The sequence below is a fragment of the Campylobacter sp. JH32 genome (assembly GCF_017846535.1).
Classification (GTDB): Bacteria; Campylobacterota; Campylobacteria; order Campylobacterales; family Campylobacteraceae; genus Campylobacter_D; species Campylobacter_D coli.
The window spans coordinates 233,583-251,580 of the sequence record NZ_JAEQBS010000001.1; the positions used below are offsets into that span (position 1 = coordinate 233,583).

Consider the following 17,998-nt stretch of genomic DNA (forward strand, 5'->3'; position numbering starts at 1 on the left):
GAATAAAATGTTATTTTTACTTAAAAAAATATTACCACAACTTTTCACAAGTATTATTTTAGAAGATAAAAAAAACATCCTTAAAACTTCTATATATAAAAATCACAAACTTATAAGTAGTAATGAAAAAACCTTTGATAAGAGTGAAAAATTATTAGAATATGTAAAAACACTCAATAGCAAATTTTTATTTTATCACACAGCATTATTTTTAAATGTCAAAGAGCAAGGTTTGATTCCTAGTAAAAACGACAAGGATTTTGAGCGTTTTAATGTAGGTAAAATGAGCTTAAAATCCATCGCTTTAAATAATGCTTTGATATACACAGCAACAGAACACATAGAATACTTTAATGAATTGTTTGAAGATTATGGTGGTTTAGATTTTTTATACTCTCCTTTTGCTATACTTTATCATAATATTTTAAAAGAAAAACCAAACAGCGATAAAATAACTCTTTACGCCTATAAGCATGAGCATATTCTAACTCTTATAATTTGCCGAGGTATTGAAATTTTATATGGAGATATCATTTTCTTTGAAGAAGAATTGGATCTAGAATTTGGACATCAAGAAGAGAATTTAGACAACTTAGGCGAAGATACATTAAATGATACTGAAGTAACGCTTGATAATTTTAATGAAACCCTAGAAGATAAGCTTAACGCTCTTGATCAATTTGATAATATTTTAGGAAATAATGAGAATGATTCAGAGTTTTTGGATGGCAAAGATAAATTTGATCTTGAAGAAATGGATCAATTTGGAAACGACATAGAACTTTGTCGTCATATTGTTACAAGTATTGAAAAATTTTATAAAGATGACAAATATCCAAGTGCGTTTATCGATAAGGCTTTAATCCTTAGCACCAAAGAGCTTGATCAAAGTGCTATTGAATTTTTAGAAGAAGAAACTTTACTGGAAATTGAGTCTAAGCCAATCAATACCTTAGATTCAATCATAGAACTTATGCAAAAGGAGCTTCAGTGAAAAGCTATAGCTTCATACAACCTAGAAAAAAACCTATCTTTACACTCTTTGACAAAATATGGTTTGGGCTTTTTAGTTTTGGTATAGTTTTTATTTTTGCGGTATATTTTCTATATCTTACTCAAATCGCATTAACGCATAATTTTATAGAAGAGCAAAAAGAACAAGTTTTGCAATTTCAAAATAAAACACAAGAAAACGGAAAATTATATGATATTCTTCTAGAACAAAGTAAAATTGCAAATACCTTTCACACTCAAAATCAAGCTTTCAAAAATAGCTTAAAAAATCTTTTTGATATAATAGTTAAAACCGATGGAATCACTCTTGAAAGTATAGAACAAGAAGAAAATTCTCTAAAACTTATAGGAGTTACGCCAACAAAAGAAATGTTTGCCCTACTTTTAGAAACACCGCTAAAAAGTATTTTTGATCAAAGTTTTACAACTTATTATCGTTTAAACAATGGCTGGTATCGCTTTATTAGCATAAGTAAACAAAATTCAGGAGTTTTACAATGAAAGATAAAAGTCTTGAAGAATTAAATATTTTAAAGATTGTTATTTATGTTTTAAGCTTTATTACTGTATGTACTGCTTTGATTTTATTTTTATTATTGCCTGTGCTGAAAGATTACAAACAAACCCATTTAAGAAAAAATTCGCAAGCAGCTATATTTAATGCAGCAAAAGCTAAGCTAGATACTAGTGAAAATAAAATAAGCGCCTTAAGAACAGAAAATAATAAAAGTCTAGAGCAATTTGAACAACAATTCAATCTCACGCACTTTCAAAATTTTTTAGAAAAATACTTTGAAAATATCCAAATAACAGAACTTAAACTAGATAAAAAAGAAAAATATCTTACCCATAGAATCAACATCCGAGCATCGATAAATAATCCTAGACGCTTATATGACTTCATAGATGCCTTAGCTCAATATAACAATCTTGTAAAGATTGATTATCCCATGACCTTAAAGGCTAGTGATCATGGGATAATGATAAATCTTAATGTGCAAATTTACTCAAACTAGACTTACATTCTCGCCTTTTAAGACCTGATTCATTGTATTCATAGCACACATTTTTCCACACATAGAGCAGGAATTTAGATCATCGGGGCGTCTTTCGTTAAACATTTTTTTAGCTTTTTCGCCATCAATGGCAAGTTTAAACATTTTCTCCCAGTCGATATCCTGTCTCGCCTTACTCATCTCATCATCTCTTTTTCTTTCTTTTGGAAGCTTAGCTAAATCCCCTGCATGAGCTGCAATCTTAGTAGCTACTATACCATCTCTAACATCATTTAAATTAGGCAATCTTAAATGTTCAGCAGGAGTTACATAACAAAGTATATCAGCACCCGCAGCAGCAGCCACAGCACCACCGATAGCTCCACTTATATGATCATATCCAGCACCAATATCCGTAACTAAAGGTCCTAGAACATAAAAAGGAGCGCCTTTGCAAATGCGTTTTTCAATTTGCATATTAGCTTCAATCTCATTAATTGCCATATGTCCAGGTCCTTCTATCATTACTTGAACACCTGCTTCCCACGCTCTTTGAGTGAGTAAAGATAATTCGATAAGTTCAGAAATTTGCGCTGCATCACTTGCATCATGTGTAGATCCTGGACGCAAAGCATCACCTAAAGATAGTGTCACATCGTATTTTAAACAAATTTCAAGCAAATCATCATAGTATTCAAAAAAAGGATTTTCAGCTTCTTTCATAGCCATCCACGCATAAAGTACTGATCCTCCTCTAGAAACTATATTAGTAAGTCTTTTGCTTTCTTTAAAAACTCTAGCCGCGCGCGAATTTATACCCGCATGTATAGTCATAAAATCAACCCCGCTTTTTGCATGATGATAAACCACATCTAAAAAATCCCTAGCGCTGATTTGTTTTAGATCTTTTTCTAAAAATCCTACCGCATCATAAACTGGAACTGTTCCTATCATAGCTTTTGAAACTGCGATAAGCTCATCTCTAAAACGACTTGTTTTGCCATAATTGCTTAAATCCATAATAGCTTCGATTCCAAATTTGTGAGCAAGCTCTACTTTTTTCATCTCCTCACTATAATCAACACAATCATTTGAAACACCTAAATTTACATTTACCTTAGTGCGAAGTCCAAGTCCTATACCATTTGGATCAAGACTTTTATGATTGATATTAGCAGGGATGATAATCTTACCACAAGCTATATTTGCAAGCAAAAAATCTTTGCTTACTTCTTCTTTTTGAGCAACAATCTCCATTTCTTTGGTAAAAATACCTTCTTTGGCATAAAGCATTTGAGTTTTCATATTTATCCTTTGAAAAATTTGGATAAATGAGGGTGCAAGTAAATTGTAGAAAGTATAAATCTTCCCGACGCTAGCATTATCTAGTTCCGGTTCGGTCTAAGCTTTTAGCTTACTCTCAGCCTGTATCACAAGCTCCCGTCATTTATGTTTTAATTATACTCTTTAAATATTTTATTTTTGCTTTATGCGAGAAGTCTTGGTAAAATTTATAAGTTCTTCAGTGGTTTTGATATGATAAGGGAGTTTGCCAAGACAATGTTTAAAAATTTCAGCCGCAGCCAAAGCGTCGTTTAAAGCTCTATGGTGGGCATTTTTTATCCCTAAAAGCTCTTTTAAAACATCTAATTTATATCTTGGACTTTCTATACAGCATTGCGCAAATTCTATGGTGCAAATACGACGATTAAGCAAAATTCCAAAACCACACTCATTTAAAGCCTTGGAAATAAAACCATAATCAAAACGCACATTATGTGCGACAAAAATACTGTCTTTTAAAAAAAGTCTAAAATCATTTAAAACCTTAGTCAAACTCGGTGCATCTTTTACCATGTCTAAATTAATTCCTGTAAGTTCTGTAATATTTTCAGGAATTTCTTTTACCTGTACCAAAGAGCTAAAACGATCGATTTCTTGCAAATTTTTTATCTTAACTGCACCTATTTCTAAAATTTGTCCGTTTTTAATCCCGCCTGTACTTTCTATATCTACAATGCAAAAAATTTCTTCTTTGATCTTTTTTGTACGCGTTTGCAAGGTAAAAATATTATTTTTATCCAAAGTCAAACCCAAACCCAAAAGCTCAAAAGTTTCTAAATCAAGTTCATAATCTTTTAATTCTTCAATCTTTTTAAATTCTTTAATTACCCACTCATAGGGCTTACTTTGCTTACTTAAGATAGAAATAATCTGATCAACTTGCTGCAAACTCAAAATTCAAGCTTTAAAGATGAAATTGAAGTTTTATAATCATTTGAAGAAAAAATATAACTTCCAGCGACTAAAATATCTGCTCCCGCAGCTTCTAAATCGCTTGCATTTAAGCCATTAACCCCGCCATCAACCTCTATAAAAACCTTAGCATTTTTTTCATCGATCAGTCTTCTTAATTCTTTGATTTTATCATATACTAAAGGTAAAAATTTTTGTCCGCCAAAGCCAGGATTAACACTCATTAAAAGCACCATATCTACAAAGTCTATCATATGTTTTATGGAATTTATAGGAGTATGTGGATTTAAAACAATAGCAGGATGGATTCCTTGACTTCTTATATACTCGCAAAGTCGTATAGGGTGGGCTTCACTTTCTATATGAAAAGAAATAAATTTAGGCTTGATAGGGATAAAAAGATCTACAAATTTACCCACATCTTTTACCATTAAATGGACATCTAAAGGTATTTCGGTAATGGTTGAAATTTTTTCTATTACACAGGGTCCAAAGGTTAAATTTGGAACAAAATGCCCGTCCATAACATCAATGTGCAAAAGATCAGCTCCTGCTTCATCAATTGCCTTAATCTCTTCTTCTAGTTTTAAAAAATTGGCCGATAATAAACTCGGAGCTACATACATAAGCTTAGCCTCGTTAAAGTAAAAAATTTTAAAGAAAAACATTTTATCTATTTATAAATTAAAAATAGTATAAATATTTGAATATTTTAAGCTTAAATTTGATAAAATCTTGATTTAAAATTTCCAAAGGATGCAAATATGGCAAGAATATGTCAAATCACAGGTAAGGGACCAATGGTGGGTAATAATGTCAGCCATGCTAACAATAAAACAAAAAGACGCTTTTTACCTAATCTTAGAACAGTTCGTGTAACCCTAGAAGATGGCACTACAAGAAAAATGAGAATTGCTGCCTCTACTTTAAGAACTTTAAAAAAACAAAACTCTAAATAAACTCTTGAGGATTCGTCCTCAATGACTTAAAAATCTTCATTATAATTATTTAATTTAACAAATCGCTAATTTGTAACATATTTAAGATTTATTGAATTATTTAGCATTTTTTAAGCCAAAAATATCATTTAATTAGTTATAATGTAACATATCGTTTAATATTTTTTAAATTGTATCAATTTTTAAGGAGAATTTTATGTTACATGAATATCGTGAACTTATGTCAGAGTTAAAAGGAAAAGATGCGCATTTTGATAAATTATTTGAGCGCCATAATGAACTTGACGATCAAATTAAAGATGCAGAAGAAGGAAGAAATTTATTAAGTGATATTGAAATTTCAAATCTTAAAAAAGAAAAATTACATATTAAAGATCAGTTAAACCAATATCTAGCAAACTATAAAAAATAGGGTAAAAAAATATGTTTGGAAGTAAAATAAATCATACAGAGCTTCAAGATATCAAGAATGAAAACCAAAATCTTACTCAGCAGCTTGAGAAAATCAAGGCTGAAAATTTAGAGTTAAAAGATAAAATTTCACTCTTAGAGCAAGAAGCTTTAGAGTCAAAGTTAAAAACCGATCTTTTAAATGTATTATTAGGCGGTGTTTTGAAAAATATTACCATAGTCCAAAGTGATATGCTTGAAAATGTTAATAAAGCTGAAATTATTTCTAATTATTCCAAAACTTCACTAGCTGAAATGGATGAATTAAACCATATAGCCAATTCTATAAACGCTTCTTTGGGTGATATCACAGAGTCAGCTAATAAAACACGCGATGTTGCAGGAACTTTACATCGTAGCGTTGATGAGATTACAAATGTAATTAACCTTATTAAAGATGTATCCGATCAAACCAATCTTTTAGCATTAAATGCTGCTATAGAGGCTGCTAGAGCAGGAGAACATGGTAGGGGTTTTGCTGTTGTTGCGGATGAAGTTAGAAAGTTAGCTGAAAAAACTCAAAAAGCTACAACAGAAGTGGAAATGAATATCAATCTTCTAAAACAAAATGCAAATGAAATGTATACCCAAAGTGAGCAAGTGGAAAAAATTTCTATTAATTCTAACGCACACATTATGAGTTTTTCAGAAAAATTTACCCACTTAGTCAACGAAGCACACTCTACAAATTCGAATGCTGTAGGTATTGCCTCAGAAGCATTTGTATCTTTGGCAAAACTTGATCATATAGCATTTAAACTTAATGGATATAAAGAAATTTTTGCAAAATCTGGACAAGAATTAGCCGATCATACAAGTTGTCGTTTAGGTAAATGGGTAGCAAGTACCGGAAAAGAAAGATTTGGCGATAGCAAAAGCTTTATAAAAATCAATGAGCCACATCAAAAAGTACATGAAAATATGAATAGCGCTATCCGCATCGCAAACACAGAAGATGTAAGCTTAAGCAATACTCAAGATGCAATTATCAAAAAATGTGAGAATGCTGAAAATGCGTCTTTGCATTTATTTGATGTATTTAAAGAAATGCTTAATGAAGCAAATTAATCCAAAATTCTTTGCCTTATTTATTTAAGGCAAAGTTCTTTCTTTTCTTTTAAAAACCACAAATAAGCAAAATCAAGCAAAGGTGTATGGATTATCTTTTTAGAAAATTCTTCATATTCATTGATCTTTACAAAAACAGCCTCTATTTGCTCGTCATCAACCCCGCCACCATCACAAATTTTGTCATTCTCATCTACAATTGCAAAATAAAAACTTTGCTTACTAACCCCCGAACCAAAACCTGTATAAAAGTCGCCTACTTTTTCAAATTCTTTAGGGGCATAGCCTAATTCTTCGATGCATTCTTCTTTGGCTATTTGCTCTAAGGGTAAATCTTTATCTACAAGCCCTGAACAAAGTTCTATGGTATAGCCCATATTTTCATCTTTATGATAGTTTTTATCTTGCTTTTGATGATACCAAAGCGGTATGCGAAATTGACGAACAAAAATAAAGCTTTTCAATTCTTTATGATATAAAAGAATTGAAACGCTATCTTTGGATTCTATAAAATCCCAAGTACAAAACTTTCCATTGCTCTCATAACTAAATCTTTTGGGTTTAATATAATTAGACTCGCAAAAAGGAAGCTCTTTTAAATTTTTAAATATCATAAAACAAAGCCTTTATTTTTTCTTCATTATACTTTGTTTTTACTTGTTTTAAGTTAAGACACTCTTTTTTTCAATTTAAAAATCATATTTATAACTTAACCAAAAACTTCTTCCTTCTGTATAATCTTGATAGCGATTTGCATAACCTCCTGGATTAGCACCATCCCATCTTGTAACTTGCGGATCAAAGAAATCTTTATCAAAAAGATTTTGCACTGTAAAGCTCAAACTTGATTGTTTATCGATTTTATAATTTACTCCCAAATCCACTATATAAAAAGGCTTATATTTTTGCCATGGCAAAGTGCCACTGCCACCACCTTTTGATCTGGCTATAGTATCAAGTCTTGCACGCGCTTTAACATAAGAGCTAAATTTTCCTTGCTCGTAATTTAATTTTAACATAGCAATATGTCTTGGTAAATTTTCTATTCTATCTCCACCAAACCAATTTGTCTGTCCATCCTTGTAGCGATTATCCATAAAAGTATAACTTGAATTAACACTAAAACCCTTATAAGGTTTTGTATTGAAAGCCAATTCTATACCCCTAGTTTGTGTTTTACCAAGATTGATAGAACGTTCGCATGTAACACCATTGGCACAATCAATACCATTGTACATTCCTGTTAACTCTTCGCTACTGATTTGATTTTTAAAATCAGTAATAAATCCTGTAATAGAATAATGAGCAAAATCAAATATTCTAAAATCAACTCCTAGCTCATAATTTGTACTTTCTTCAGGTTTTAAATCAGGATTTCCAAAAGAAGCACCATTATTGCTATAATTATAATAACCATTGGTGAGTTGTTTTGCTGCTGGAGTTTTATAACCCATAGCTACACCTCCTTTAAAAGCAACATTATCATTTAAATGATAAACAAGATATACTCTAGGAGTTACTTCAGAATCAAACAAATCACTATAAATATAACGCAAGCCTGTAGTAAAAATCAAATCATCACTGATAAAATATTCACCCTCGCCATAAAGTGCAACCGTAGTTTGATCAAGATTTTTACCCCTTATTTCGCTACCTGCACTTTCTTGATCGTTTTTGAGTGTCTCATAGTCTATTCTTGTTCCAAAGGTACTTACTAAATTTCCATATTTATCCAAATTCCAAGGCAAGACAACCTTTCCTTCTCCTACCCAAATTTGACTATGCAGATCTTTATCTTTAGTACTACCATACTGTAAGTATGAATTTGTAGTTCCAAATTCATAATTTCCATCATGATTTAAAACGACATTGTCTTTAAACAATTGCCTTTCGCTTTTAATAGCACTACTACTTGTGGAATTTACTGAAATTTCATTGATATAACGCTCAACATCTAAATAAACATTATTGCTATCATCTACAGTCCAATTCAGTCTTGATCCAAAACCTAAACTCGTAAAATATCCAGGACTATGACTTGCGATTTGATAATTTTCAGGTCTTTGAGTACCATTACTCCAAACTGGCGTAGGCCATTTTAAATCAGAAGCTGCCTTATCATAATACTTAATCCTAGCAGAAATTGAAAGCGTATCTTCAATCAAAGGTGTAGCCACATAAGCATTAAAACCACCCGCATTTCCATATTTACTAGAATGCTGCTGTAAAAGGGTGCTAAATTCTATATTCGCTTCGGTTTTATTGGGATTTTTTTTAGTAATGATATTTATTACCCCACCTACTGCATCGCTACCATAAAGTGTAGAAGCAGGTCCGCGTATCACCTCGATACGCTCTATCATAGATGCGGGTGGTAAATATCCTGATTCGCTACCGCCAAAACCATTATCATAAAAACCATTAGCAACGCTTTGACGCTTTCCATCAATCAAAACCAAAGTGTAAGAACTTCCAAAACCTCGTATGCTAAAATCATAAGTACCGGTTTTATTCATAGTAACATCAACACCCGGGATATCCGAAATTGCTTCTCCTATATCCTTAATAGGCTTTTTACTAAGCTCTTCTTTAGTAATAACAGAAATACTAGCAGGCGCATCCACTAAGTCTTGTTCAAAACCACTTGCACTCACTACCACATCATCAAGTTGGTATTGTTCTTCTGCTTTGATTTCACCTAATCCCATCAAACAAAAACATAAAATGCTTAATTTAAGCTTTTTAGCATTCATTATCCTTTTTCCTTTCTTGTATTAGGCTATTATGATAGTTAAAATCAATTTTGAAGTATAGATAAAAATGACTTTAAATTTACTTAACTTTGATAATAATTATAAAAACAATTTTAAAGCTTAAAATTTGCACAAAACATAGCTTTTTAGAAATATTATAAGTTATTTTAAAGACAAGTAAGAGGATAAAATATCTTAAAAAAAGTATTATATTTATACACAAATAATTTATTCAAATCTCCCTATGAGAGATTTGAATTGCTATCTAACAGAATTTGTTCTGCTTTCTTAATAACGGGTAGATCCACCATCATTCCATTGTAGTTAAAAATAATATCATTGCTATTTTGCCTAAGTGATAAAATTTCTTTTGCCCATGCAATTTGCTTGGCCGATGGGCTAAAAACTTCATTAATTGGTGCAACTTGGTTTGGATGAATGCACAAAGACCCCCCAAACCCCATTGATTTTGCAAATATTAAATCCTCTTTTAATCCATCAATATTTTTTATATCAGGATAAACTCCATTTATTGGCGATAAAAGATTGTATTTTGTGCTTTTTAGAACAATCTGTGTTCTAATGCTATTTAAAATAAAATTCTTACCCTCACCCTCTTGCAAATTTAAATCCAAAGTCATATCTAAACTTCCAAAACTTAATGCTAAAACACTCGGATGCCTAGCAATATCATCTAAATTTTCCACTCCTAACGCACTTTCAATAATAGGTAATATAGGAAGTTCAAATTGGCTAAGCATATCTATATCCTCATAACTTTGCGCTTTTGGCAATACAACGCCAATAATGCCATTAGATTCTTTAATAGTTGAAATTAAAGACAAATCTTTTTGAAATTCCTTGCTTTTTGTTTCATTGATTCTTATAAGAAATTTATCATTATTTTTAGCACATTGGCTTGAAAAATCTACAATATTTTTTCTTCCAACTTCTTTTTTTGCCACTTCAACAGAATCCTCTAAATCAATAATAATTTGACTAGCACCACTTTGCAAAGCTTTTGTAAATCTTTCTGGAAAAATTGATGGAACAAATAAAAAACTTTTGGCTTTCATATAAAATCCTTAGATAATCTTTTTTTCTTTGAATAAATTTATCTTATCAGAAAAGCCAAATTCTTTAAGAATTGATTCTGTATGTTCTCCAAGAGCTGGGATTTTATCCATTCTAGCTTCATAATTGTTATTTGTCGCAGGTGGCAAAAGTGCAGGAATTTTTCCAACTTCACTATCAACTTCCCTCCAACGATTTCTAGCTTTTAGTTGTGGATGCTCCCATACTTGATTAAGTTCGTTAACATTTCCATTTGCAATTTTTGCTTCATCAAGACGATCTACAACTTCTTTTGCACTAAGGTTTTTGAAAGCATCTTCGATTATTTCTTTTACTTTTGATGCATTTTTGGTTCTTAAGGTATTATTTTTAAAATCTTCATGCTCGATCAATGATTCATCTTGCAATACAATTTTACAAAAACTTTCCCACTCTCTTGGATTTTGCAAGCCAAACATTACAACTCCATCTTTTGCCTTATAAGGACCATATGGAGTAATGCTTGCATGAAATGCACCCTTTCTCTCTGGAGGAGTTGCATTTTTATAGGTGTAATAAAGAGGATAATTCATCCATTCAGCCATACATTCTAGCATGGAAATTTCTACCCTAGAACCCTTTCCCGTTTTTTCTAAGTATAATAATGCCTGTAAAATACCGCTATAAGCATACATTCCTGCGGAAATATCTGCGATACTGATTGGAACTTTTACACATTCATCTTGCGTACCCGTTATAGAAACTAAGCCGCTTTCTGATTGTATTAAAAGATCATAAGCCTTTTTATGCCCATAATTTCCACCTTCGCCATATCCAGAAATATCGCAAACTATAATCTTTGGGTTATATTTTTTTAGATTTTCATAATCTAATCCCAATCTTTTAGATGCTCCAAATGCTAAATTTTGTACAAAAATATCTACTTTTGGTAAAATCGTCTTGATAAATTCAAGCCCATCAGGATCTTTTAAATCAATAGCCAAACTTTCTTTGCTACGATTTACCCATACAAAATGACTAGCTATGCCATCTACTCTTTTATCATATCCTCTTGCTAAATCTCCCACTTCAGGTCTTTCGATTTTAATAACTCTAGCTCCCAAATCTGCCAATTGCCTTGTACAAAAAGGTGCTGCTATTGCTTGTTCTATACTTAAAACTAGTTTTCCTTCTAAAGGTAACATCTCTTCTCCTTTTTATTTAAAATGAATAGTGCCAGAATGTGCCACAAATCCATTTTTATTTATCCATACTTCAGCAGTATTGTTGTCAATAATTTTTGACTCCACAGCAAAACTATCAGGAACACAAAGTGCATGCATACCTCTATAACTATAATTAATAATTTGTTTATCGGGATGATTTTTTACAAAGCAATTAATCATATAAGTTGCCAATAAAGGACCATGTATAACTAAACCATGATAACCCTCAACTTGCGTTGCATAAGGAAAATCATAGTGGATCTTATGGCCATTAAAGGTTAAAGCAGAATAGCGAAACAAAAGCGTGGAATCAGGTTGCATTTTTTCAGAATAATCTGCATTCATAGCAACTACATCGCTCGTAAGCTTTGGAGGTGCTGGTTGTTTATAAACAATATCCTGTTCTTCCTCGATTTTTAACTGCTCTTTTTGATAATAGCAGTGCTCTAAGGTAACAAAAGTAAGTTTTCCACTTTTTCCTTGTTTTTCTTGAATCTTTTTTATTGTGGTTATTTTTGTTGCATCTTCTCCAATAATCAAAGGAGCAATAAAGTTAAATCTACCTCCTGCCCACATACGATTGACTTCACCAAAGCTTGGAAAAAAGCTATTTTTATCTAGTCCTAGTTTAGGATGGCCATCTCTGCCTAATTTATCTGGAGTTAGTGCTTCATTAAAAAAGCACCATTGCCAAAGATATGGAAGGGCATCGCCATTTTTTAATTGCTTAGATTGTAGCGTTGCAACAATTTTTTGCACCTGTTTTTCATTGATGTTTTCTGTAAATTTTTCTTGTTTTCCAATAAAATTTTCATAACTCATTTTTTTCTCCTTAATTTAAAATACCTAAAAATAATAATACAAAACCAAATACTACCAAAATTAAAGGCAATATTATCAATCTTATAAAAAGATAGCGTTTTTCACTTTCATCTTGTGCACCAGCCAAAACCAAGGCTCCGCCTGTTGAAAAACTTGAATATCCAGTAAATGTTGCAAATACTGCGATTATAGAAAATGCAAGTGATGGCTCAAGTGCTTTGATTGATGGTACGATAGAGAAAAATGTTGGCATAACCACCCCCATGCTTGAGGCAAACGCACTCATACAAGAAGATAAAATTCCAAGCAAATAATAAAGCCAATTACTGCTACTTGAACCGTGCGCACTCATAAATGTTGTGATATTTTCCATTATGCCTGTTGTTTTACTGAGCTCAATAAGCATAGAAAGTGATCCAATCATGAAAATCAAATCCCAAGGCACATTCTTAAATGCTTCTTTTTCACTACCAATTCCAAATATTACTGCCAAAACGATTCCAAGAAATGAAACAAAAACAGGGTTAAAAATGGAAGTTACTTTTTTTAGTGTTTCATCATGAGGATTTAAAGCAAGAAAAAAAGATGGGATCATAATAACCGCAAAAACAAAACACACAATAAAAATCGTCTTCCATTGTGCAGCATTGAGTCTTTTTGGTTTTGTAATTTGCGAAGTAATTTTCACCTTATAACCTTTTAGCAAAAAATATCCGATTATAAAAATCAAAGTATGTGCAATAAACATATTTTTACCTAAATTTAATTGCATTATTGCAGAAGCTTCTGCTGAATAACCAAGTTTTTCGATAAGATCAAAAGTTACTCTGCCACCAAGGGTAAAGGAATTAAATCCACCTGCACAGGAACCAGAATAAATAATAATAGCTGCTAAAATCTTATTCATTTTGATTTTGCTAGCAATATAAAGAACCAAAGGACTCATAAAAGCAAAGCCTGCATAATGTCCTGGTCCAATTCCTACAAATACCATAACTGTAATATAAAGTGCAATAGGAATACTCCAAGGTCTATTCCTAACAGAATACACAGCTTTTAACGCGAGATTGTTTAGCGTACCATTTGCAATCGCAAAACCATAAAAATAAGTAATAGAAAGAAGTATAAAAAATAAACTTAAACTTCCATTCCAAAGATTAATCACCTTTTCTGGTGTTATACCGTAAAGGTATGCCCCAATAAAGGCTGAAAGTATCGCGAAGACTCCGATATTTGCTTTAAGAACATAGCCCAAAGCAATTGATATTATGAGGGAAAATAAAATAATAATATTAATAGTATCCCATCATTTAGCTCCTTATCTTGAGTAATTTTAAGATAATTTTCCACTAACTTCCAATAAAAAATACTTAAATCTTATCAATAAATCTTTGACAAATAAAAATTTTATTTAATAATGTTACTAATATTCTCATATTTTAAATTTATTGTTACTTAATTAAGCAAATTTAAAAAAAATCATATATTTCATTTTTATATATTTTTAATATAAAAGTGATATTTTAAATATTAATAAATTTTTATTACAATATTACCCATTTGTCAAATTATTTTTTATCCATTAAAAAGTATAAATGCTTCTTTGCATCTTCTATATTGTTTTATTTGTGATATAAAGGATATAAAGTATTCATTATTTATCTCTTATATTTATTGAACTTTTCTTTTTGTAGGTTTTGCTTTATTGTCAAAATTTTAATTTTTTAGAATAATTTGAAATTTTAAAGAATATTTTTATTAAGTAGAGTTTTTAGCTTTCGCTAAAAGCTCCAAGTTGAAGAATTTTTTGCATGCGATTTGAAGCAAGTTCTCGCGGATCTATTTTTTCTAATTCATCCAAGGCTTTTTTAACATAATCAGCTATAGCAACAGCAGCAGCTTCTTTATTGCGATGGGCTCCGTTGATAGGCTCTTCAATCACATCATCAATTAAGCCTTGACTTTTTAAATCGTCTGCAGTAACTTTCATAGCTTTTGTTGCTGCTTCACTTTTAGAAGGATCATTCCAAAGTATAGCTGCACAACCCTCAGGAGAAATGACAGAAAAAACTGAATTTTTCATCATTGCAAGCTTATCAGCCACACCTATAGCCAAAGCTCCACCACTTCCTCCTTCTCCTATAACCACAGCTATAGTAGGAGTTTTTAAATCGCTAAGTTCATACAAATTTGTAGCAATAGCTTCACTTTGACCACGTTCTTCTGCTCCCAAACCTGGATAAGCACCCGGGGTATCTATCAAAAACAAAATAGGAATTTGAAATTTCTCTGCAAGTCTTGCCACTCTTAAAGCTTTTCTATAACCTTCAGGATGAGGCATACCAAAATTTCTAGCGATCTTTTCTTTTGTGCCACGTCCTTTTTGTTCTCCTATAACTATAAGTTTTTTTTCTCCTAAATACCCCATAAAACAAACAATAGCAGGATCATCTCTAAAAGCACGATCTCCGTGAATTTCATAAGCATCATTTAAAATAAGATCTATATAATCAAGTGCATAAGGGCGATCTGGATGACGAGCGAGTTGCAAGCGTCCAAAATCGCTTAAATTTTTATAAGTTTTAGCAATTTCTTTTTCGAGATTTTTTTTAAGTATAGCAACAGCCTCGGTATCACCCTTAATTTGAGCATTGATAATATCTTCATCAATTTGCTGAATATTTTTTTCAAAATCTAAATACGAAGCCATATCAATCTACTTTTTTAAATACCACGCAACCATTTGTGCCGCCAAAGCCAAAAGAATTACTCATCACAACTCTTAAATCCGCTTTTCTGGCCTCATTTGGTATATAATCTAAATCACATTCTTCATCGCTAACAAATTGATTAATAGTAGGTGGCATAATTCCATTGTCTAATGCCATGATGCTAATAACCGCTTCAATAGCTCCTGCAGCACCCAAACAATGCCCTGTTTGTCCTTTTGTTGAGCTAACCGCTGGAATTTCACTTCCAAAAAGCTCTTTAATTGCAGCTGTTTCATTTTTGTCATTTACGGGCGTTGAAGTTCCATGTGCATTAATATAATCTACCTTTGGATTTCCTGCCATTTTTAAGGCTTTTTTCATCGCTCTTAAAGGTCCATCTAATGTAGGTGAGGTAATGTGATGCGCATCAGCACTTTCTCCAAAACCAACCAATTCAGCATAAATCTTAGCCCCACGCTTTTTAGCCTCTTCATACTCTTCAAAAACCAAAGCGCCTGCACCCTCTCCCATTACAAAACCATCTCTTTCTTTATCAAAAGGTCTTGAAGCATGAGCAGGATCATCATTTCTAGTAGAAAGAGCTTTCATTGAAGCAAAACCGCCAATTCCTACAGGACAAATAGCAGCTTCTGCGCCAATTACCAACATTTTGTTAGCATTACCTAAAGCTATACTTTTATATGCTTCCCCTATAGCATGAGTTCCTGCTGCACAAGCCGTTACACAAGAAATATTAGGTCCTTTAAGTCCGTGTTCTATAGAAATTAAACCGCCTAACATATTTACTAAAGCTGAAGGTATAAAAAATGGAGAAATTTTACGAGGGCCACGTTCAGAACAAATAACCGAATTCTTTTCTATATTTGGCAGACCTCCAATTCCCGCAGCTGAAACAACTCCAAATTCTTCTTTGTCTAAATTTTGATCAAAATTAGCATCTTGCATTGCTTCGCGAGCAGCTTTAATGCCCAATTGAATAAAACGATCAATTTTTTTAACCTCTTTACCGTCAACTACTTCTAGAGGATCGAAATTTTCAATTTCTGCTGCAATTTGAACCGGAAAGTCTGTAGTATCAAAAAGAGTGATTTTTTTCACACCACTCTTACCTTCACAAATCGCCTTAAAAGAACTTTCTTTATCTAAACCCAAGGCATTGATCATACCAATACCTGTTACTACAACTCTTTTCAAGAACAAGCTCCTTGTAAAGTGAATTTTTTTAAATTATTTTTTAAGATTTTCGATATAATTTACAACATCCTCAATTTTAATTAGTTTTTCAGCATCACTATCTGGGATTTCTACTTCGAATTTTTCTTCTAATGCCATAATAAGCTCTACAACATCCAAAGAATCTGCACCTAAATCTTCAATGATTTTTGATTCCATCTTAACAGCATCCGCATCAATGCTTAATTGCTCTACTACCACTGCTTTTACATCATCAAATGTTGCCATTTATATATCTCCTTGATAAAAATTAAAATAAAGCGTATTTTACAATAAAAAACTTAAAATATTTATAGTTTTTGACTATACTTTAAAAAACCATTGAATTTTAGGAGTAAGAAATGCTTTTTTCTCGACTTATTGAAACAAATTCACACATTTGGGATGAATATTTACATCATGAATTTGTAAAAAAATTAGAAAATGGAAGTTTAAAAGAAGAAAATTTTCTTTTTTATCTCAAACAAGATTATATCTATCTCATCCATTATGCTAAATGCTATGCACGACTTGCCTTAAATGCAAAAAATGCCGAAGAACTACGCTTTGCAATGAAATTTCAAAACTACATTATAGAAGGAGAAATTGAACTTCATAAAAGTATTTTAAAACTTGGCATCAATGCTGATAAATTAAATGTTAAAGATGAAAGTTTGACCAATATAGCTTACACACGCTATATGTTAAGCGTGGGTGAAAGTGGAGATTTTTTAGATATGTTAGTGGCTTTAAGTGCTTGTGCCATAGGTTATGGTTATATAGGAGCTGAAATTTATAAAAGACTTGGCAAGGAAAAACTTCAAAATCACCCTTATAAAGAATGGATTTTAACCTATAGTTCAGATGAATTTCAAAGTGCAATTAAAGAATTTGAAGACTTTTTAAATTCTTATACTCAACAAATATCTCAAGAAAAATTTGAAAATCTTAGCGAAATTTTTTATAATGTAGTGCGTTTAGAAAATGCTTTTTGGGAACATGCTTTACAAATGAAAATGGATATTTAAAGCAAGGAAAATCCTTGCTTTAAGCTTTATAAAGTTTAAAATCTCCGTTTGGAAACTGCATTTTAGCACTTAAATTATCAAGATAAAAAACTTCAAATCTAGAATTTTGTGGATTCTCATAAAGGCTTACAAGATAAGGATATTTTTCAAACATCAGCTCTTTAACTTTTGCGTTAGGTTCAAAAACTGCATTTGCTCTAAGTCTTAAAAAAACGCCCTCTCTAGAACAAGAACAAAATTCAATACCATTATAATTTTGTATATGCTTAAAAAGTCCTTTATTATTAGAAGTACAAAAATAAATTCTATCTCCTACAAGTAAAGGGCTCTGCATAGGACGAACCCTAGGATTTCCACAAGTTCCTAAAGTTGCCAAAAACGCAGGAGTATTTTCATCTAAAAATTGTTCAATTTCTTTTAAGTCCATATA

The 17,998-nt window shown here is 31.6% G+C and carries 20 protein-coding genes and 1 riboswitch; of the genes, 7 read left to right on the forward strand and 13 right to left on the reverse strand.

Features of this window, described 5'->3' with window-relative positions; translation table 11 throughout:
- Positions 1-7 precede the first annotated feature (7 nt).
- Genes KAR67_RS01170 through KAR67_RS01180 form a run of 3 tightly spaced genes read left to right on the forward strand, consistent with a single transcriptional unit; the run spans position 8 to position 2,030 of the window.
- On the forward strand, positions 8-994 hold the full coding sequence (locus KAR67_RS01170; RefSeq protein ID WP_002783572.1) for a hypothetical protein: 987 nt from the start codon (positions 8-10) through the stop codon (positions 992-994).
- Entirely contained in the window at positions 991-1,515 is a 525-nt protein-coding gene (locus KAR67_RS01175) for a hypothetical protein (protein ID WP_002780778.1), read from the forward strand. Before KAR67_RS01170 ends, KAR67_RS01175 begins: the two co-directional genes overlap by 4 nt.
- Positions 1,512-2,030: a hypothetical protein gene (locus KAR67_RS01180; RefSeq protein ID WP_002778460.1), complete on the forward strand. Its 519-nt coding sequence runs from the start codon at positions 1,512-1,514 to the stop codon at positions 2,028-2,030. Before KAR67_RS01175 ends, KAR67_RS01180 begins: the two co-directional genes overlap by 4 nt.
- Here the strand turns inward: KAR67_RS01180 and thiC are convergent.
- The 3 genes from thiC to rpe form a co-directional block, all read right to left on the reverse strand.
- Positions 2,022-3,314 (reverse strand): phosphomethylpyrimidine synthase ThiC, encoded by a 1,293-nt coding sequence (gene thiC, locus KAR67_RS01185; protein ID WP_002780766.1) that lies wholly within the window; start codon positions 3,312-3,314, stop codon positions 2,022-2,024. The genes KAR67_RS01180 and thiC overlap by 9 nt on opposite strands.
- 44 nt (positions 3,315-3,358) lie before the next feature.
- Positions 3,359-3,463, reverse strand: a riboswitch (TPP riboswitch).
- A 22-nt stretch (positions 3,464-3,485) separates the two neighbouring features.
- Complete coding sequence (locus tag KAR67_RS01190) at positions 3,486-4,247, reverse strand: 3'-5' exonuclease (protein WP_002780764.1); 762 nt, start codon at positions 4,245-4,247, stop codon at positions 3,486-3,488.
- The gene (gene rpe / locus KAR67_RS01195) at positions 4,244-4,891 is read right to left on the reverse strand and encodes a ribulose-phosphate 3-epimerase (protein ID WP_002783571.1); all 648 of its coding nucleotides are present in this window, start codon (positions 4,889-4,891) and stop codon (positions 4,244-4,246) included. Before rpe ends, KAR67_RS01190 begins: the two co-directional genes overlap by 4 nt.
- A gap of 138 nt (positions 4,892-5,029) precedes the next feature.
- Here rpe and rpmB point away from each other — a divergent pair, with 138 nt between their 5' ends.
- The 3 genes from rpmB (at position 5,030) to KAR67_RS01210 (ending at position 6,742) form a co-directional block, all read left to right on the forward strand.
- Positions 5,030-5,224, forward strand: coding sequence for a 50S ribosomal protein L28 (gene rpmB / locus KAR67_RS01200; RefSeq protein WP_002778456.1), 195 nt, complete (start codon positions 5,030-5,032; stop codon positions 5,222-5,224).
- Between the two features lie 196 nt (positions 5,225-5,420).
- A complete protein-coding gene (locus KAR67_RS01205) occupies positions 5,421-5,636 on the forward strand; it encodes a YdcH family protein (protein ID WP_002778454.1) in 216 nt (71 codons plus the stop codon).
- Positions 5,637-5,647: 11 nt separating this feature from the next.
- Positions 5,648-6,742 carry a methyl-accepting chemotaxis protein gene (locus KAR67_RS01210; RefSeq protein ID WP_002778453.1) on the forward strand — a complete coding sequence of 365 codons (1,095 nt, stop codon included), beginning with the start codon at positions 5,648-5,650 and terminating at the stop codon, positions 6,740-6,742.
- 20 nt (positions 6,743-6,762) lie between these two features.
- On the opposite strand, the gene KAR67_RS01215 is transcribed toward KAR67_RS01210, so the two are convergent.
- From KAR67_RS01215 to acpP, 9 genes are all read right to left on the reverse strand, one after another.
- Positions 6,763-7,356, reverse strand: coding sequence for an NUDIX hydrolase (locus tag KAR67_RS01215; protein ID WP_002784640.1), 594 nt, complete (start codon positions 7,354-7,356; stop codon positions 6,763-6,765).
- Positions 7,357-7,431: 75 nt separating this feature from the next.
- A complete protein-coding gene (locus KAR67_RS01220) occupies positions 7,432-9,495 on the reverse strand; it encodes a TonB-dependent receptor (protein WP_002778449.1) in 2,064 nt (687 codons plus the stop codon).
- 242 nt (positions 9,496-9,737) lie between these two features.
- The gene (locus KAR67_RS01225; RefSeq protein ID WP_002778448.1) at positions 9,738-10,571 is read right to left on the reverse strand and encodes a CoA ester lyase; all 834 of its coding nucleotides are present in this window, start codon (positions 10,569-10,571) and stop codon (positions 9,738-9,740) included.
- Between the two features lie 9 nt (positions 10,572-10,580).
- Positions 10,581-11,753 carry a CaiB/BaiF CoA-transferase family protein gene (locus KAR67_RS01230; RefSeq protein WP_002778446.1) on the reverse strand — a complete coding sequence of 391 codons (1,173 nt, stop codon included), beginning with the start codon at positions 11,751-11,753 and terminating at the stop codon, positions 10,581-10,583.
- A gap of 12 nt (positions 11,754-11,765) precedes the next feature.
- On the reverse strand, positions 11,766-12,596 hold the full coding sequence (locus KAR67_RS01235; RefSeq protein ID WP_002778444.1) for a hypothetical protein: 831 nt from the start codon (positions 12,594-12,596) through the stop codon (positions 11,766-11,768).
- 10 nt (positions 12,597-12,606) lie between these two features.
- Complete coding sequence (locus KAR67_RS01240) at positions 12,607-13,893, reverse strand: SLC13 family permease (RefSeq protein WP_162284705.1); 1,287 nt, start codon at positions 13,891-13,893, stop codon at positions 12,607-12,609.
- Positions 13,894-14,367: 474 nt separating this feature from the next.
- Complete coding sequence (accA, locus tag KAR67_RS01245; protein WP_002778440.1) at positions 14,368-15,306, reverse strand: acetyl-CoA carboxylase carboxyl transferase subunit alpha; 939 nt, start codon at positions 15,304-15,306, stop codon at positions 14,368-14,370.
- Between the two features lies 1 nt (position 15,307).
- Positions 15,308-16,522, reverse strand: a complete 1,215-nt coding sequence (locus KAR67_RS01250) for a beta-ketoacyl-ACP synthase II (RefSeq protein ID WP_002784557.1) — start codon at positions 16,520-16,522, stop codon at positions 15,308-15,310.
- A 33-nt stretch (positions 16,523-16,555) separates the two neighbouring features.
- Positions 16,556-16,789 (reverse strand): acyl carrier protein, encoded by a 234-nt coding sequence (gene acpP / locus KAR67_RS01255; RefSeq protein ID WP_002778438.1) that lies wholly within the window; start codon positions 16,787-16,789, stop codon positions 16,556-16,558.
- Positions 16,790-16,902: 113 nt separating this feature from the next.
- On the opposite strand from acpP, the gene tenA reads away from it, so the two are divergent.
- Positions 16,903-17,568, forward strand: a complete 666-nt coding sequence (gene tenA, locus KAR67_RS01260) for a thiaminase II (protein ID WP_052781430.1) — start codon at positions 16,903-16,905, stop codon at positions 17,566-17,568.
- 19 nt (positions 17,569-17,587) lie between these two features.
- On the opposite strand, the gene KAR67_RS01265 is transcribed toward tenA, so the two are convergent.
- A complete protein-coding gene (locus tag KAR67_RS01265; RefSeq protein WP_002778435.1) occupies positions 17,588-17,995 on the reverse strand; it encodes a pyridoxamine 5'-phosphate oxidase family protein in 408 nt (135 codons plus the stop codon).
- Positions 17,996-17,998: the final 3 nt, after the last annotated feature.

Excerpts from the sequence above, each read along its gene's own strand:
- thiC (WP_002780766.1), bottom strand. The coding sequence starts at position 3,314 with ATGAAAACTCAAATGCTTTATGCCAAAGAAGGTATTTTTACCAAAGAA.
- KAR67_RS01220 (WP_002778449.1), bottom strand. The coding sequence starts at position 9,495 with ATGAATGCTAAAAAGCTTAAATTAAGCATTTTATGTTTTTGTTTGATG.
- tenA (WP_052781430.1), top strand. The coding sequence starts at position 16,903 with ATGCTTTTTTCTCGACTTATTGAAACAAATTCACACATTTGGGATGAA.
- accA (WP_002778440.1), bottom strand. The coding sequence starts at position 15,306 with ATGGCTTCGTATTTAGATTTTGAAAAAAATATTCAGCAAATTGATGAA.
- acpP (WP_002778438.1), bottom strand. The coding sequence starts at position 16,789 with ATGGCAACATTTGATGATGTAAAAGCAGTGGTAGTAGAGCAATTAAGC.
- rpmB (WP_002778456.1), top strand. The coding sequence starts at position 5,030 with ATGGCAAGAATATGTCAAATCACAGGTAAGGGACCAATGGTGGGTAAT.
- KAR67_RS01230 (WP_002778446.1), bottom strand. The coding sequence starts at position 11,753 with ATGTTACCTTTAGAAGGAAAACTAGTTTTAAGTATAGAACAAGCAATA.
- KAR67_RS01170 (WP_002783572.1), top strand. The coding sequence starts at position 8 with ATGTTATTTTTACTTAAAAAAATATTACCACAACTTTTCACAAGTATT.
- rpe (WP_002783571.1), bottom strand. The coding sequence starts at position 4,891 with ATGTATGTAGCTCCGAGTTTATTATCGGCCAATTTTTTAAAACTAGAA.
- KAR67_RS01215 (WP_002784640.1), bottom strand. The coding sequence starts at position 7,356 with ATGATATTTAAAAATTTAAAAGAGCTTCCTTTTTGCGAGTCTAATTAT.
- KAR67_RS01235 (WP_002778444.1), bottom strand. The coding sequence starts at position 12,596 with ATGAGTTATGAAAATTTTATTGGAAAACAAGAAAAATTTACAGAAAAC.
- KAR67_RS01210 (WP_002778453.1), top strand. The coding sequence starts at position 5,648 with ATGTTTGGAAGTAAAATAAATCATACAGAGCTTCAAGATATCAAGAAT.
- KAR67_RS01180 (WP_002778460.1), top strand. The coding sequence starts at position 1,512 with ATGAAAGATAAAAGTCTTGAAGAATTAAATATTTTAAAGATTGTTATT.
- KAR67_RS01265 (WP_002778435.1), bottom strand. The coding sequence starts at position 17,995 with ATGGACTTAAAAGAAATTGAACAATTTTTAGATGAAAATACTCCTGCG.
- KAR67_RS01225 (WP_002778448.1), bottom strand. The coding sequence starts at position 10,571 with ATGAAAGCCAAAAGTTTTTTATTTGTTCCATCAATTTTTCCAGAAAGA.
- KAR67_RS01205 (WP_002778454.1), top strand. The coding sequence starts at position 5,421 with ATGTTACATGAATATCGTGAACTTATGTCAGAGTTAAAAGGAAAAGAT.